This window comes from Peribacillus simplex (assembly GCF_900156045.1).
In the GTDB taxonomy this organism is placed as follows: Bacteria; Bacillota; Bacilli; order Bacillales; family DSM-1321; genus Peribacillus; species Peribacillus simplex_D.
The window spans coordinates 1005637-1020379 of record NZ_FTMX01000001.1 but is presented as its reverse complement, the minus strand read 5'-3'; the positions used below and the strand labels follow the sequence as shown (position 1 = coordinate 1020379).

At 39.8% G+C, this 14743-nt stretch carries 14 protein-coding genes and 1 riboswitch; of the genes, 2 read left to right on the top strand and 12 right to left on the bottom strand.

Features of this window, described 5'->3' with window-relative positions; all coding sequences use genetic code 11:
• Positions 1 to 8: 8 nt before the first annotated feature.
• From BW986_RS04890 to BW986_RS04860, 7 genes are all read right to left on the bottom strand, one after another.
• Positions 9 to 902 carry a MerR family transcriptional regulator gene (locus BW986_RS04890; protein ID WP_076365604.1) on the bottom strand — a complete coding sequence of 298 codons (894 nt, stop codon included), beginning with the start codon at positions 900 to 902 and terminating at the stop codon, positions 9 to 11.
• A 98-nt stretch (positions 903 to 1000) separates the two neighbouring features.
• On the bottom strand, positions 1001 to 1816 hold the full coding sequence (locus BW986_RS04885; RefSeq protein ID WP_076365602.1) for a metallophosphoesterase: 816 nt from the start codon (positions 1814 to 1816) through the stop codon (positions 1001 to 1003).
• 95 nt (positions 1817 to 1911) lie between these two features.
• Positions 1912 to 2370 (bottom strand): YpbF family protein, encoded by a 459-nt coding sequence (locus BW986_RS04880; RefSeq protein WP_076365600.1) that lies wholly within the window; start codon positions 2368 to 2370, stop codon positions 1912 to 1914.
• A 143-nt stretch (positions 2371 to 2513) separates the two neighbouring features.
• Complete coding sequence (locus BW986_RS30035) at positions 2514 to 3323, bottom strand: LysM peptidoglycan-binding domain-containing protein (protein ID WP_076365598.1); 810 nt, start codon at positions 3321 to 3323, stop codon at positions 2514 to 2516.
• Positions 3301 to 3927 carry a CPBP family intramembrane glutamic endopeptidase gene (locus BW986_RS04870; protein WP_076365596.1) on the bottom strand — a complete coding sequence of 209 codons (627 nt, stop codon included), beginning with the start codon at positions 3925 to 3927 and terminating at the stop codon, positions 3301 to 3303. The genes BW986_RS30035 and BW986_RS04870 overlap by 23 nt, the downstream gene beginning before the upstream one ends.
• The gene (locus tag BW986_RS04865; RefSeq protein ID WP_076365594.1) at positions 3917 to 5422 is read right to left on the bottom strand and encodes a RecQ family ATP-dependent DNA helicase; all 1506 of its coding nucleotides are present in this window, start codon (positions 5420 to 5422) and stop codon (positions 3917 to 3919) included. The genes BW986_RS04870 and BW986_RS04865 overlap by 11 nt, the downstream gene beginning before the upstream one ends.
• A 2-nt stretch (positions 5423 to 5424) precedes the next feature.
• A complete protein-coding gene (locus BW986_RS04860) occupies positions 5425 to 6486 on the bottom strand; it encodes a YpbB family protein (protein ID WP_076365592.1) in 1062 nt (353 codons plus the stop codon).
• 290 nt (positions 6487 to 6776) lie between these two features.
• On the opposite strand from BW986_RS04860, the gene BW986_RS04855 reads away from it, so the two are divergent.
• Complete coding sequence (locus BW986_RS04855) at positions 6777 to 7025, top strand: ferredoxin (RefSeq protein WP_034308087.1); 249 nt, start codon at positions 6777 to 6779, stop codon at positions 7023 to 7025.
• A gap of 141 nt (positions 7026 to 7166) precedes the next feature.
• Here the strand turns inward: BW986_RS04855 and BW986_RS04850 are convergent, their stop codons facing one another.
• Positions 7167 to 7748, bottom strand: coding sequence for an ECF transporter S component (locus tag BW986_RS04850; protein ID WP_076365590.1), 582 nt, complete (start codon positions 7746 to 7748; stop codon positions 7167 to 7169).
• Between the two features lie 164 nt (positions 7749 to 7912).
• Positions 7913 to 8049, bottom strand: a riboswitch (FMN riboswitch).
• 533 nt (positions 8050 to 8582) lie between these two features.
• Here BW986_RS04850 and serA point away from each other — a divergent pair.
• Positions 8583 to 10157: a phosphoglycerate dehydrogenase gene (gene serA / locus BW986_RS04845; RefSeq protein WP_076365588.1), complete on the top strand. Its 1575-nt coding sequence runs from the start codon at positions 8583 to 8585 to the stop codon at positions 10155 to 10157.
• Between the two features lie 86 nt (positions 10158 to 10243).
• On the opposite strand, the gene BW986_RS04840 is transcribed toward serA, so the two are convergent.
• The 4 genes from BW986_RS04840 to BW986_RS04820 all read right to left on the bottom strand — a co-directional run bounded on the left by BW986_RS04840 (position 10244) and on the right by BW986_RS04820 (position 14712).
• A complete protein-coding gene (locus tag BW986_RS04840; protein WP_076365586.1) occupies positions 10244 to 11467 on the bottom strand; it encodes a GerMN domain-containing protein in 1224 nt (407 codons plus the stop codon).
• Entirely contained in the window at positions 11433 to 11993 is a 561-nt protein-coding gene (sigX, locus tag BW986_RS04835; RefSeq protein ID WP_076366315.1) for an RNA polymerase sigma factor SigX, read from the bottom strand. Before sigX ends, BW986_RS04840 begins: the two co-directional genes overlap by 35 nt.
• Before the next feature lie 212 nt (positions 11994 to 12205).
• Positions 12206 to 13999 (bottom strand): ATP-binding protein, encoded by a 1794-nt coding sequence (locus tag BW986_RS04825; protein ID WP_076365582.1) that lies wholly within the window; start codon positions 13997 to 13999, stop codon positions 12206 to 12208.
• Positions 13996 to 14712 carry a response regulator gene (locus BW986_RS04820; RefSeq protein ID WP_076365580.1) on the bottom strand — a complete coding sequence of 239 codons (717 nt, stop codon included), beginning with the start codon at positions 14710 to 14712 and terminating at the stop codon, positions 13996 to 13998. Before BW986_RS04820 ends, BW986_RS04825 begins: the two co-directional genes overlap by 4 nt.
• Between the last annotated feature and the right edge of the window lie 31 nt (positions 14713 to 14743).

Below are 14743 nucleotides of genomic sequence, written 5' to 3'. Positions count from 1 at the left end.
GGCCGCCGCTAACCTTTCAGCCATTCCTCCCATTTCGATTGCGTGTCCCCCATTAAAACTCCGCTGAAGGCCGTACGGTTTTCCTCGGAAATAACGCTTAGCGCCGCACCGCCAAGACCCACCTTCAAATCCGGGAAATCCTTTATTAATGCTTCAACCAGCCTAAATGTTCCATCAAGATTCTCTTTCAGTGAACATGACATGAATAGGTACGAGGGCTTTATGATGTTTAAGACGGTGAAAAGGTCATTATCAGCAATGGATTCACCTAAATAAATGGTTTCATACCCTTTCCTCTTTAAAAAAACGGTAAAGACCAAAAGTCCAAATTCATGTTTTTCACCGGGAGCACAAACGGTAAGGGCTTTCGGAAGAAAACCATTAGTCGGAATGGTATGCATAACTGAACTGATCCTGGATTTCAGGATGTTCGACGCAAAGTGTTCATGAGCGGAAGTAATTTCTCCCCTTTCCCACTTATCCCCAATCTGAACCAATATGGAGCCAAGTACGTCAACTATGGTTTGTTCGATCGTATACATACTGAATGCTTGGCTTATCAGCATATGAGCTTTATTTTCATTGAAATTCAATAGAGCATCGATTAATTCATCCGATAACTTAATCGCTTGTTCATCCTTACGGTTCGTTTCAGGAACTCCAGGAACTAGAGTGCCAGTACTTTCGAGGAGTGAAACGGCTTGGCTTATTGTAAAACCTTGCTTTGTTTTATTGATTAGCCACTTAAGGATTTGCAGATGTTTTTCAGTATACAGCCGGTGACCCGATTCATTCCTGACAGGCTCGATAAATTTATAGCGCCTTTCCCATGCCCTAAGGGTTCCCGACTGAATGTCCAGCAGTTTTGAAACTGCCTTTATATTATATTTACCTTCTTGCATGGTTTTACAAGGCCTCCAATAACTGTACGATCATTTGTTGAAATTATAGTGGATTTTTCACGGTCTGTAAAATTCCGATATGCTCGTTTAATATCAGCCTAATAGGTCTTTTCCACAGCTTCGCCTATTTCAGTGTCTGTCCCCCTTTTCAGGGTGAAGAGGTGCGTTTCCGGCTTAGCCTCAAGCCTTAAAGGCACTGCGCTTGTCCCATAGCCATTACTCGTCATATATAAACAGTCCCCTTCTTTTTCAATGCTGCCGATCTGATAGGGCCCGAATCCGAATATACGAATCTGCCCGCCGTGGGTGTGACCTGACAGGACAAGACTAATATGGTGTTCCGGAGTCAACTGTTTCTTGACCAATGGATTATGGCTCACCAAAATCCGGAAATCTTCATTCCCGCAATCAGACAGGGCAAGGTCAAGCCTATCACGTTCTTCCGATATATCATCAATGCCCAGAAGAGCGATTTTGCTGCCATTTTGAGATTCAAAAGAAACAGCTGTATTATCAAGTATTTTCACACCATGTTTCAAAAGAGTCGCATCCAGTTCATGGAAGTCTCCTTCATAATCATTATTACCCCAAACAAAATAAAGGGGACCAAGTTCTTTTAGTTTCAATATATTTTTTTCCACACGTTCTAAGGGAACCCCGTTTTCCCTAATGTCACCGCCAATTATCACCAAATCTACCTTGTCACGGGCTTCCTCAATTAATTTATCCGCAACGATCCGCCGATGAAGATCGGATATAAAAAAAATCCGAACATCTCCAAAGCCTTCAGGAAAGTCTTTGAAATATAAATCTTGAGAAATCACCCTATCTTGCATAGCCGTACGCCACATGTAAATGATCATGGCAAATGACAGCAGAATGATGACTAAAAATAATCCAGATAACCATAACATCTTAATTAAACCTTCTTTCCATCCTTATCCCAAACGTACTTTCATATAACCATAAAACCATATTACCCGCAATTAAATATGATTTAACGCGATCATCATTTATTTTCATGATATAAGTTAATATCATAATTCTTCTTCATCATTTCAAAAACCTTATGGCGGTTTTTCCATTCTTCCTCTTTTTCCCACAATTGCTTACTTTTATTAATGATTTCACAGCGTAGCAGTTGAAACTCCTTCTCAGCTTTATCAAGCTTTTTTTTAATTAATACCATATAGCCATATAGCCCAATTGCTGCCGCCAAAAAAAGGAAATGGCTAAAATGGTCGACGAAAACACTAAACATACTGAAAAAGGAATAGGAATAAGGTACAACGATATAAAAATATAGATAAATCATAAAAAGGCCAGCAACAATCATGGTTGCCCATAAGCTTTGAAGGTGCTTCTTTTTAAGTGTCTCGAATTTTTTCTTTCGATCCACGACATTCTGCAGCATTTGCTTTGTTGCTTGATCCGTTTTTTCATCCAATAAAATGATTGTCGATTCCATCGCATTTCCTCCTCTGCTCTTTCAAATCATGATATGAAAGAATAGAGGAAAAAATGATAAAGTACCTGTCACGTTTACCTTCATACTGAACTAAGACAAAACAATTTTAAAAACACCCTGCCTATAAAGACAGAGTGCCATCGTTATTTCTTGATAGGAATTTTCAATACCTGACCTTTGGAAATTTCATTGCCATTCAGCCCGTTCCACTCCCTGATCAGAGCAATCCCTTCCTGTGATTTGTAGTAATTCATGGAAATGCGAAATAATGTTTCTTCACCTTGAACAGTATGTAAGACTACTTTATATCCCTCTTTATCCGGTTTCGCAGCTTGATCGGCAGCCTTTTTCTTTTCTGACTCTGCCTTCTTTGCTTTTTCGTCAGCTATTTGCTGTGCTTTGGCTTTTTCCTCAGCTTCTTGCTGCGCTTTCGCCTTTTCTTCAGCTTCTTGCTGCGCTTTGGCTTTTTCCTCAGCTTCTTGCTGCGCTTTCGCCTTTTCCTCAGCTTCTCGCTGCACTTTGGCCTTTTCTTCAGCTTCTTGCTGCGCTTTGGCTTTTTCCTCAGCTTCTTGCTGCGCTTTAACATTAGCTTCTTCTTTTTCTTTCTCCGCTTCAGCCTTTGCCGATTCTTTTTCCTTTAAATCATCTGCAGTAGCTGTAGTTGGAATCGATTCAGCAGGTTCCTCACTAAAGACGACTTGGTCACTTTTCGTAACAGGTACAGGCCTATCCTGCAAATATGTATAAAGGGTGTAAAATCCAATTGGAAGTAGAATAAAAAATAATGCTAATAATTGAATCATTGGGAATTTCTTCACTTTACTTTTTTTCTTTTTATTCTGGTGGACTTTGCTCCGCTTGGGCAATGAGGACTTAGACTTCTGACGTTCAATTCGCGAACGGAGTTCACCAGCCTGATCGTTTTCTTTTTCACTCTTTTGCACTCGGCTCATTCAAGTCACCCCCTTTCTTGCTAAACCCTCTTTGCTTTTTGTTCCTGATTAAAATACCAAGGATAAAGTCAATCAAAAAGTGAGCGGTTATCGTCACGATGAGATTATTAGTCATGTCAAATAGAAAACCGATAAAGAAGCTCAAAACCAAAACATTTAAAAATAAAAACCAATTAAAAAGGTAACGATAATGAACGACGGCAAATATGAGGCTCGTAATCAGCAAACCAAAATTTGTTTGCAGCACTCCACGGAATAATACTTCCTCACTTATCGCAACCACTAAAGTTACGACAAAAATCATCGGGTATGACAAATTACTGAAAATGCGTTCGTTAATACCACCATCATCCTGATAGGAAGATGGTGTCACTTTCATAAACAATATGTCAATTAACACGACAATGACTCCAGCAGGAATTCCAATAAGCAAAATATTCATGTCATCAAAGCTAAATAAGTCGAAAAAAGCTGAACGGTCTTTAAATAAAATAATACCTAAAAAGATGGCTAACGTTAAGAGAATAATTTGTGTAAGAAACAAATTAAATAACAATTGTTTATCTGTAAGTTGTTTTATCATTTCAGCTTGCTTATTTTTCATTGCCATTTTCCTTCTTTAATAAGATATAAGCCAATTCTTTTTTCCAAGTGGAAAAGGAATTGACCGGGTCCACCTTGACTTCCGGCCATACATCAGCCATTTTTTCGACATCCATCCCACAGATATCACAGCAGATGGGGTTCACTTCCCGATGCTTTTCTCCAAAGTAGTCCAGTATCCCTAAACGGCGACATTCCTGTGCATATATCCAGTGAAGGAATTTATGCAGCTTTTCCTGATTCCTTGATTTTCTCTTTTGACAATACTCTTTCATCTCTGCCATTTGATCCAGGTTATTGCCCGTGATAAACTGCATAAAAAAACGGAGCTGGACTTCGTTCAACGAAAAGGAATGAGACAGCTGATCTTTTTCCGAGAGGGTCAAATTCGCCATATTTTTGTGTGTTGCATTAAGGAAAGTACACACACCATCGATTTGCGAATCCGTAGGCAACTGTTGCTCCATCAAATGCAGGGGAAGCCCTTCATCCCCTTCGCTATATAATAAGACAGCCACACTTTGTTTCCGATCTCGACCAGCCCTGCCTATCTCCTGAAGATATGCCTCCATCGTGGACGGGATATGAAAATGAATAACATATCTGACATCCGATTTATTCACACCCATTCCAAAAGCACTTGTTGCACATATAATTTTCAACTGGCCGGAAATGAATTGCTGCTGAATGAGCATCCTTTGTTCCTGCTCCATTCCACCGTGATAATAATTGACACTATCAATCCCATTATCCTGTAAAAACCCAGTGACTGATTCCGCCACTTTTTTAGAGGAAAAATAAATAATTCCGCTTCCGGTAAATTTCCTGACAAGTTCCAGCACACGGGCTAGCTTCTCATCGTAGCTGAACATTCGCTCGACAATAATTGCAATATTTTCCCGATCAACAGATGAGACCATTTCCTCGGCCTGCCCAATGTTGAGTTTACCGACGATGTCCCTCCGGACCTCATCGGTTGCAGTTGCCGTCAGGGCAAGAGTCAACGGATTATCCAATTCACGCCTCACTTCTCCTAAATTCAAATAATCCGGTCGGAAATCATACCCCCATTGTGAGATGCAGTGTGCTTCGTCTATGACGAATAAACCTATGTCTATGGATTTCAAGGATTTTATCACACCATCCAGGCTTAGCATTTCAGGGGATAAAAAGATAAAACGATAACTATGTAACCGGTCGAAAGCTTTCCTTTTTTGATTTAGCGTCAAAAAAGAGTTGAGGGTCAATACACTTTTTTCGCCACTTATCTTCAGCTGATCTGCTTGATCCTGCATTAAAGATAATAACGGGGAGACAATTAGGACAGTCTTATTTAAAAGATAAGCAGGCAGCTGGTAACATAATGATTTACCTGATCCGGTTGGGAGCATCGCTAAGGTATGACGTCCGGACATCAATGATTCAACCACTTCCTTTTGTCCAGGGCGGAATTCATCAAATCCGAATTTTTCTTTGAGGACTCTTTCTATGTTCATCATCACTCACCTATTTTCGCAAGTACAAGTCTTATTTGGAAAAAGCTTATTTGTTTATTATCGACCATCTGCTTGATTGCTTTAAGCTTTTTCGTACCAAGTTCCTTAATAGCTTCAGCAATTTTCCTCTCATCCTCGATAGTTACATAATCGGAAATCGGAAAATCTTTTTCCGATAAGACAATTTCCACGAGGTGATCTTCGATGGTGTTGACCTTCAATCTGCGGATTTCAGCTATTTCACCCAGATTTTTCCCTTTCTGGATGTATCGTAAAGTTGTCTTTGTAGATTGTGTCAATTGAGGATTCCCACTTCTTTTCCAATCATTGGTTAATGAGGACAAGAGAGGGTAATCCTTTCCCGTTTCCATTTCTGCAAGCATTTGATGCAATGAGTCAAGGAATGTAAAGCGAACATACTCTTCTTCTACATCTTTCCTTTTTGCAATCTGTTCAAACGTAAGTCCAATCCTGTTTATTCCAGTTAATTTTAAAATGAAAATGTCTCGTTTCATATCACTTTGACTTTCTAAAAGGGATATCAATTCATCATATAGATGTTGGGCAATCACCGCTCGATCCTGACGATTGACATGTAAAAATTCCTTTACGAAGAATTGGATTTTGGGATTTCGTTGTATCGGATAAAAACGTCTTTCATTGTGGACAATATGGGATATGGTTTGAATGAGTAAGTTTAATCTTCCCCAGTAAACCGGGGTGATATTGTGATACTTCCAACCATTTATATGCGTCGGAAAAGGATTATTTTTAAAGTAATCGCCTAACATTCCCTCACCTTGCCTACTAATTTCATACGCATCTGATTTATCCGTTAAATGAATCATGTCATGCTTAAGTAAATGTTCAATGTTTTGATTTAATTGCTGACGGGTAAATCGAGGTATTGTCCCAAAAATATCCGTTAACCCGAATAAATGGGCATCCTGGATTGTTTGTGACGATTTCTTACCCTGCAGCATATGGTATATAGCATAAATGGAACGTTCGCCTTGAAATTTTTTTATCGCATATAGAATGATGGCCTGTAGATAATTATTCATGGGACTCACATCCTTGTTTCATTTAACCAATAACCCCATTGTAACAAAAAACTGCAAAAACCGCCGTTATTATTGATGAATACAAGGGAAATTATGTGACTAAATGACGAACCATGGAAAGAACCAAATTAATTATTTCAATGTTTTTCGTTGACATTCAGCTACATGATAGTTATTATCAATACATTTTCTATTGAAAAGTTTGGCATTCGGTCTTACAATAAGAAAGAGATAATAATCTGAAATAAAAAGATTATCAGTTGTTAATCAACTTAGGAGGGGTTATATTCATGGCTAAATTTACTATTGTGGATAAAGAAACATGCATAGCTTGTGGAGCTTGCGGAGCAGCGGCACCAGATATATATGATTATGATGACGAAGGGATTGCATTTGTTACCCTTGACGATAACGAAGGAATCGTTGAAATTCCAGATGTACTTATAGACGACATGATGGATGCATTCGAAGGATGTCCAACGGATTCCATTAAGGTTGCTGACGAGGCATTTGACGGAGACGCATTAAAATTCGAATAACTGTACAAGCCATTTTCAATCGAGAATGGCTTTTTCTTTTGGCCAATGTCGGATTACATCTTGCCATACAAAAGAAGCAAACATAAAAAAACAACCGAATATGGATATCCGGTTGTTTTTTCATTTCTATCGTCAATGCCGTTAAGCATTTTTATATAATGTTTGCTTATTGATCCATGTCTGTAATTTAATGAACAGCAACATGAATACTGATGTAATGAGCACGCCTTTAATCACGTTGAAAGGCAAGATTGCCGTCGTAACGAACTTTCTTGACTCGGGCGCCGACATTGCATCCCATCCCATAAAGAAGGTATATGCCGGTAAAAAGACAAAATAGTTTAAAACACTCATGAATACTGCCATGGAAACTGTCCCCGCAAGTAAGGCGAACGTCATCCCTTTTTTTGAATTGATTTTCTTAAAAACATAATAAGTTGGCAAGACAAACAGTATTCCGGCTATAAAATTAGCGATATGCCCCACAGGTACAGCAGTCAAGGTCCCTGTCATGACTAAATCCAATAGGTTTTTAATGAACTCGACTAGAATTCCAGCCATAGGACCGAAAATCAATGCCGCCATCAGTGCTGGTATGTCGCTAAAATCGACATTGAGAAAAGGCGGGAATCCTGGAAACGGGAAATTTAAAAGCATCAACAAATAAGAAATACTTCCCATCATCGCAAGTGTAACCGTTTTTTTCACTTTGTTCTTATTCATAGTTCTCTCTCCTTCTTTTCCGATCTACCTGAAAAAGAGGTTTGGGTCCCAAAATATGTTGATGCTCAATAAAAAACCTTTAATTCCAATAGAATTAAAGGGATAAATTAAAGGTTACATCAAACAAACGTTCAGCAAATAACTGTTGAAACGCACTCAGGAACCTCCATCTTCTCCCATCCAGACTATACTGTCGGCTTTGGAATCACACCAAATCCTGCCTTGTAAGGCTCGCGGGCTTAGAAGAAGGAATTTCTTCATTACCGCCGGTGGGGAATTGCGCCCCGCCCCGAAGATAGACCTATAAAATTTTTATACTTCCCATTATATCTGAAATTCCTTTTTTTTGATAGCATTTTTTCTCAGTTGATGCATTTAGGATGAATATCGATCGTCGTAGTGAATGGTTTAGGCTGTTTTCGCTTACTTTGTTGCTATTTTCCAAGTAAAGCGTTGTGGTTGATTTCCCCTCCAGATGCTCGCTTTCCGCGGGGCGGGCGGTGAGCCTCCTCGGCGTAAACGCCTGTGGGGTCTCACCTGTCCCGCTGCTCCCGCAGGAGTCTCGCACTTGCACTCCAATCAACCTTAAATCGATTCGTTTTAAAAACAACAATCTTTACGAAAAGAGCCATGATTTAAAACAAATAGCGAAAATTTTTTTATATTATGCAAACGAAGACAAAGCCATTTATATCACGATATCAATCAAATGATCAGATGAAAATCATATTATTAAGCGCTTACATCCAGATAAGCCAAATTGACATATTCAACGTTTCAATTGTAAAATTAACTGAAATTTAAGATAATTTTTCCTTAGGAAGGTGTTTAGACGTGTATCGGATTTTAGTAGCAGACGCCATTAAACCAGAAGGACTCGGACCGCTAGCAGAGGCATCCAATATTCATCTCATTCAGAAAACCGTAGAGGAAGCCGCAAACGAACTTGATCGGATCGATGCAATTCTTGTGAGAAGTGCAACGAAGGTTTCGGAAGATTTAATGAACCGTATGCCGCAGTTAAAAATTATAGCACGCGCTGGTGTCGGTGTTGATAACATAGACATCCCCGCGGCGACAAAACGCGGGATTGTCGTGGTTAATGCACCTGACGGCAATACAATTTCAACAGCTGAACATACATTTGCCATGATGGCTTCATTAGTGCGCCACATTCCGCAAGCTTATGCTTCACTGAAGAATGGGGAGTGGAAACGTTCTTCATATACGGGAACTGAACTCCGTGGTAAAACATTAGGTATAGTTGGCTTTGGACGTATCGGAGGGGAAATTGCAAAACGTGCTAAAGTGTTTGGCATGGATGTCATCGTCTATGACCCGTTCCTGACTGTCGATCGTGCAAAGAAAATGTCCGTAACGGCCCTGCCGTTAGATGAATTGCTTCCTAAAGCAGACATCATTACTGTTCATACACCACTAACGAATGATACTAGAGGATTAATCAATAAAGAAAGGCTGCTTACCTGTAAAAAGGGGGTATATGTACTAAACTGCGCCCGGGGTGGAATTCTGGACGAAGATGATTTATATGAAATGTTGGTCGAAGGACATGTTGCAGGGGCGGCACTGGACGTTTTCGTCGAAGAACCTCCACTTGGCCATAAACTGCTTGAACTGGATAGCGTCATTGCTACACCGCATCTTGGTGCTTCCACGAAAGAAGCCCAATTAAATGTTGCGGTACAGGTTGCCCAAGAAGTATTGACCTATTTTGAAGGAAATCCAGTCTCAAGTTCAATCAACCTTCCAGCCATATCTAAAGAAGTGTTTGAAAAGGTACAGCCTTTCTATCAACTTGTTCAGCAAATGGGATCCATTGCTTCCCAGTGCATGAATGAAGGAATTCAGGAAATCTCCGTTACGTATGCAGGAGAATCATTGGATTTCGATACAGCGATTCTTACAAAAAGTCTAATCTCTGGCTTTTTCAGATCAAGAGTTGATGCATCTGTCAATGAAGTGAATGCCTTGTTGATCGCAAAAGAGCGTGGAATAACCGTTGGTGAAAAAATCTCTACTGACTCTTTAGGTTACTCGAATTTGATCAGCCTTAAAGTAAAAGGTGACAACCGTGAATTAACAATCAGTGGAACCTATATCGAAAATTACGGTTCTCGAATTGTAAGTTTGAATGGTTTCAAAATCGACTTTCATCCAGAAGCGAATTTACTTTATATCCAGCATACCGATAAACCTGGTGTAATCGGTAACGTAGGTAAGGTCCTAGGTGATCACGGAGTGAATATCGCCACAATGCAGGTTGGCCGAAAAGAAGCTGGCGGGGAAGCCATCATGGTTTTGAGCTTTGATTTACCATTAGAAGACAACATGAAACAATTTCTAATGGAAACAGATGAAATTACATTCATGGCCCGTATTTCATTATAAGAAGAAAAAAGTGCCCGTCCAGCGCGGGCACTTTTTCCGTGAATGCAAGGGGCTTTTGCCAACCATAGGGTGTTTTTATCGCACCATCAATTCACTTGGTTCGGTGCTTTGGGCACCGATATGTCTTCAGTCAAATTCAGCTGGCCTACCTCTTCGATAGGAGCATTTTCAAACTTCACTTTTTCAAAACCAAAATCCTTGGCAATGAAGAGTATGGCTTCTAAAGCTTGAAGGGATTCCTTACTATTTTCAATGGCAGCTTGATCTGATAATTGAATGATCACAAGATTTCCATTAGAGCTTACCCTTTCCCATTTCAGGTCATGCGGGATTGCAGGTGAAATACCCTCGATGTCGGCCTCCCCTTTTCCAGCTTGCAGCGCCTCCTCAAAGTCCTGATAACCCATATTGCTTGGAACAAGGAACCTTGGGGAGGACTCATCCCTTTGGTAAAGAAAGTATGTGCGATTTTTTTGATGAGGTATATCCACCTCCTTTAAATATCCCGCGTGCGCAAACATGGCACCTTCCTTACCATCTGTAGAAAATGTCATTTTCTCTATATTGTTATAGGAAAGCGTTTCCTCCATTGAATGGAGAAAAAGTGTATCTTCATCCAATAGTCGGCTTTTTTCTTGAAAATCAATATGAGCAGTGATCATATCGTTTCCTTGGCTGATCTTTATATCTAGTGGAAAATAGTCAGATAGCCCATATTGCTCTTCATCCATATCGGACATTTGATTAACTAACTGATTCAATTTTTCACTTTCGTCATAATGTTTGAGTTTAATTGAAATGGGAACGATGAAATTCATTTGATCATCTGGGACACCCATCGTTATGATTGATGCATTTTTAAGGTCATCTTGATAGATCGCTCGTGCAAATGTTTTTTCCTTTGCCCCTTTTCGGGGTTCCATTTCCGAAACCTTGTTTTTAGATTCGATTTCCGCTTGCTTACTGGAAAACTTTTGATTATCCTGTTTATCTGCTGAATGATTTTCTTTGTTACTTGCATCCTGCCGTTCAAGATCCGCCATTTCCTTATTTTCAGATAGGGATAATTTCCCACTACTGCCGCTGTCCTCTTGACTTGTCGTTCCTTTTTTATCAATAATTAAAGATGATGCCAAAACAACCATTAAGAATAAGGAGGCAACACCCACAAATAGAGGTATCCAGTGTTTCTTTTTCTTCTTATCATGTATTCTCGCAAACACCTCTGCCTTGGTTCGGTCATCTTTTAATTTCGGAAGCTCGCGCAGCATGTCTTCAATTTCGCTTTCTTTCCAACGGGATCTTCTCAATGCGGTGGCCCTCCTTTCCTGATAAGTCTTCCATCAACTTTTTAATAGCCTTCAAAGCACGGTGCTGGGTCGTTTTTACCTTACTTTCACTCCAATTCAATACTTCAGCGGTTTCCGTAATGGACAATCCCTGAATATATCGTAGAATGATGACGGATCTTTGATTCGTTGTACACCGGTTTAAGCATTGATAAATATCTTGGATTTCATCGTTCATGATAGCCACTTCTTCCGGAAGGGGCTCTTTATCTTTTATCGATTGCCTATCCCACTCAAAGTTAGGAAAGATTTTATCTTTCCACCCTTTTTGTTTCCGAAAGTAATCAATCGTCACATTTCTTGCAATCGAGTACATCCACGTTTTTTCACTGCTTTTTCCTTCGAAGCGTTCATAGGCCTTCATCACCCGGATATAGACTTCCTGAACAAGGTCCTCAGCCGTTTCTCGATTTTTAGTCATATAAAAAATGAATTGATATATTTCCTGATGATATTTTTCATAAAGATCGTGGAAAACGGAATCCATCATTTCCCCACATCCGTTCATAAATATAGTCGTCAATCATAAACAAAAGTTACATACTTCGGCTTTTATCTTATTATAAAATTCCGTTAATTTCCACATACCAGGGACTTCTATTTTGTTTCCTAAAAAAAACAAAGACAAGTTGGAAGGAAATCCAATTGCCTTTGTCTTCTCAGTTCCTGATGAAACAAGATTTTTTGGCAAGCCACCCTTCATTCAGCATTTTCCATAATTCGAGGCAGGATAAAACTGAACGTCGTCCCTTTATTAGGTAAACTGTTTACCGAAATGAAGCCATCATGGGCATTGATTATATTTTTTACGATTGCCAAACCTAACCCGGTGCCCGAACGGCCGCGGGTCCTTGCTTTATCCGCTTTATAAAACCTCTCGAATACAAAAGGCAAATCTTCTTCGGGGATTCCAGATCCAGAGTCCCTCACATCAATGATCAGCCCCCTTCGATCACTTGTCCTCTGAATGACATCAATGTTACCGCCCGGAGGAGTATGACGAATCGCATTATCAATTAAATTGGTCAAAACCTGTTCAATGCGGTCCGGGTCGAAATGCCATTGAATTTGATCGTCTTGCATTCTGGCTGATATTGTGATCCCTTTTTCTTTAGCCAGTCCGGAAAACTTACTAGTAATCCTCTTTAAATAAGGAGAAATAGGTACGCATTCATAGCTAAGGTTCATTTTACCCGATTCCAATTTAGCTAGATCGAGGAGATCATTCACTAAACGGCCCATTCTCAATGACTCATCATAGATGATGCGGGCCATTTCCACCTTTTCCTCTTCACTGCTCGCAATGTCATCTACAATCGCTTCACTATATCCTTGCAACATTGAAATCGGCGTTCTTAACTCATGGGAGACATTCGCTATGAAATCAGTCCTAAGTTTGTCCATACGTCTTTCATCACTCATATCCCGTATGATGGCCACCGCTCCACGAATATTGTCGGCATTTGTATAAAGCGGACTGACAATGAATCCCCAATCACGGCCCTGCAAAGTAATTTCACCGACTTGCTCCTTATCGAAGGACTCTGATTCATCAAAAAGATTCATCAAAACCAATGGGACATTTCCATTATCTTCCCGGTTATAGCCCTTTTCAAAGTACCAGGATTGCAGAAACCTTTCTGCTGGCGGATTCGTTTCGAGAATTGTGCCATCTTTATTGAAGGTAATGACCCCATCTGCCATACTGCTAAGAATGCTTGAAAGATGTTCCTTTTCCTGACTAAGTGCATTCATATTGAATTTCAGCTGTTTTCTCATCTGGTTAAACGCTATGGCAAGCTCACCGATCTCATCTTGAGTCAAGATTGGAACCTTTGTATCAAATTTCCCCCGGGCAATCGCTAGTGCGGCTTCCCTCATCTTCACCAACGGGGCATTGATTCTGGTAGATAAAAAGAAAGCAAAAATCGTTGTCAAAATAATGGCGATGCCTGCTGCCAATAAAATGAACTGTGTAGTTGATTTTGTAGTTTCTTCCATGGACTCCAACGATTGAAATAGGAATACTTCATCCTGTTCCCCATTCAATTCAAGTGGGATCCCTACTACGATTGCGGACAATTCCTCATTGCCTGCATCATCTGATAGCGCCATTTCCTTTTTTACAGTCTTTCTTTCCGTAAAAACCTTGATCAATTCGGAATCATTTTTAATGAGTTCCGGCGTGATTTCGAACTCATTATCTCCTCCGATTGATGAGAATATCATTTTGTCATCATTAAGAATGATCATTTTCGATTCGTTGCCTATTAATTCCGAAGCTATTTGTAAAACCTCATTGCTGGACCCCTGATGTTCATTGGTTACCTTAATGATTTGTTCAGCAGTTTTGGTTAAATCATTTTCAATATTTTCAATCTGGAAATTCTCAAAGAATTCGACCAGCAGAACGGTTAAAACAATTAATACAAACGACACGAGCAATAGGATCGTTGCCCATAGCTTCCCTACAACACTGCCCCATAGCATCAGTCATTAATGACTTCGAACTTGTAACCTACACCCCAAACCGTGACAATCATCTTGGCTGCGTTTTCGGATATGCGGTTTAATTTTTCACGTAGGCGTTTAACATGCGTGTCAACAGTTCGAAGATCCCCAAAGAATTCATAGTGCCACACTTCTTTTAACAATTGCTCCCGGTCGAAAACCTTATCTGGGGATTTCGCCAAGAAATATAATAATTCATATTCTTTTGGTGTTAATGAAACCTCTTTGTTATCAGCAAGTACACGGTGGGCATCATTATCAATGGTTAGATGTGAGAAGACGATCACATCTTTTGCCGTCGTTTCCGTCTGCATAAAACTAGTGCTTGAAGATCGACGTAATAAAGCTTTAACCCTTAATACGACTTCACGGGGACTGAACGGTTTTACGATATAATCATCGGTCCCCACTTCGAATCCTTGAACGCGGTTCACTTCTTCCCCTTTAGCAGTCAGCATGATAATCGGTGTCGTCTTCTTTTCCCTTAATTCACGGCAAACTTCGATTCCATCTTTACCAGGCATCATAATATCCAATAAAATTAAATCATAATCATTTTCAAGGGCTTTTGTTAAAGCCATATCTCCATTTTCTGCTTCATCGATTATGTATTCTTCTCTTTCCAAATACATCTTTAGCAGCCGGCGGATTCTTTCCTCATCATCCACCACGAGAATTTTTATAGCATTATACATTATGTAATCAGCCTCCTATCATATATTCTAC

Coding starts and splice junctions, on each gene's coding strand:
- BW986_RS04850 (WP_076365590.1), bottom strand. CDS start 7,748: ATGAATAAGAACAAAGTGAAAAAAACGGTTACACTTGCGATGATGGGA.
- BW986_RS04820 (WP_076365580.1), bottom strand. CDS start 14,712: ATGTATAATGCTATAAAAATTCTCGTGGTGGATGATGAGGAAAGAATC.
- BW986_RS04890 (WP_076365604.1), bottom strand. CDS start 902: ATGCAAGAAGGTAAATATAATATAAAGGCAGTTTCAAAACTGCTGGAC.
- BW986_RS04880 (WP_076365600.1), bottom strand. CDS start 2,370: ATGGAATCGACAATCATTTTATTGGATGAAAAAACGGATCAAGCAACA.
- BW986_RS04860 (WP_076365592.1), bottom strand. CDS start 6,486: ATGAATAATTATCTACAGGCCATCATTCTATATGCGATAAAAAAATTT.
- BW986_RS04885 (WP_076365602.1), bottom strand. CDS start 1,816: ATGTTATGGTTATCTGGATTATTTTTAGTCATCATTCTGCTGTCATTT.
- BW986_RS04865 (WP_076365594.1), bottom strand. CDS start 5,422: ATGAACATAGAAAGAGTCCTCAAAGAAAAATTCGGATTTGATGAATTC.
- sigX (WP_076366315.1), bottom strand. CDS start 11,993: ATGGATTCCGTTTTCCACGATCTTTATGAAAAATATCATCAGGAAATA.
- BW986_RS04855 (WP_034308087.1), top strand. CDS start 6,777: ATGGCTAAATTTACTATTGTGGATAAAGAAACATGCATAGCTTGTGGA.
- BW986_RS04870 (WP_076365596.1), bottom strand. CDS start 3,927: ATGAAAAATAAGCAAGCTGAAATGATAAAACAACTTACAGATAAACAA.
- BW986_RS30035 (WP_076365598.1), bottom strand. CDS start 3,323: ATGAGCCGAGTGCAAAAGAGTGAAAAAGAAAACGATCAGGCTGGTGAA.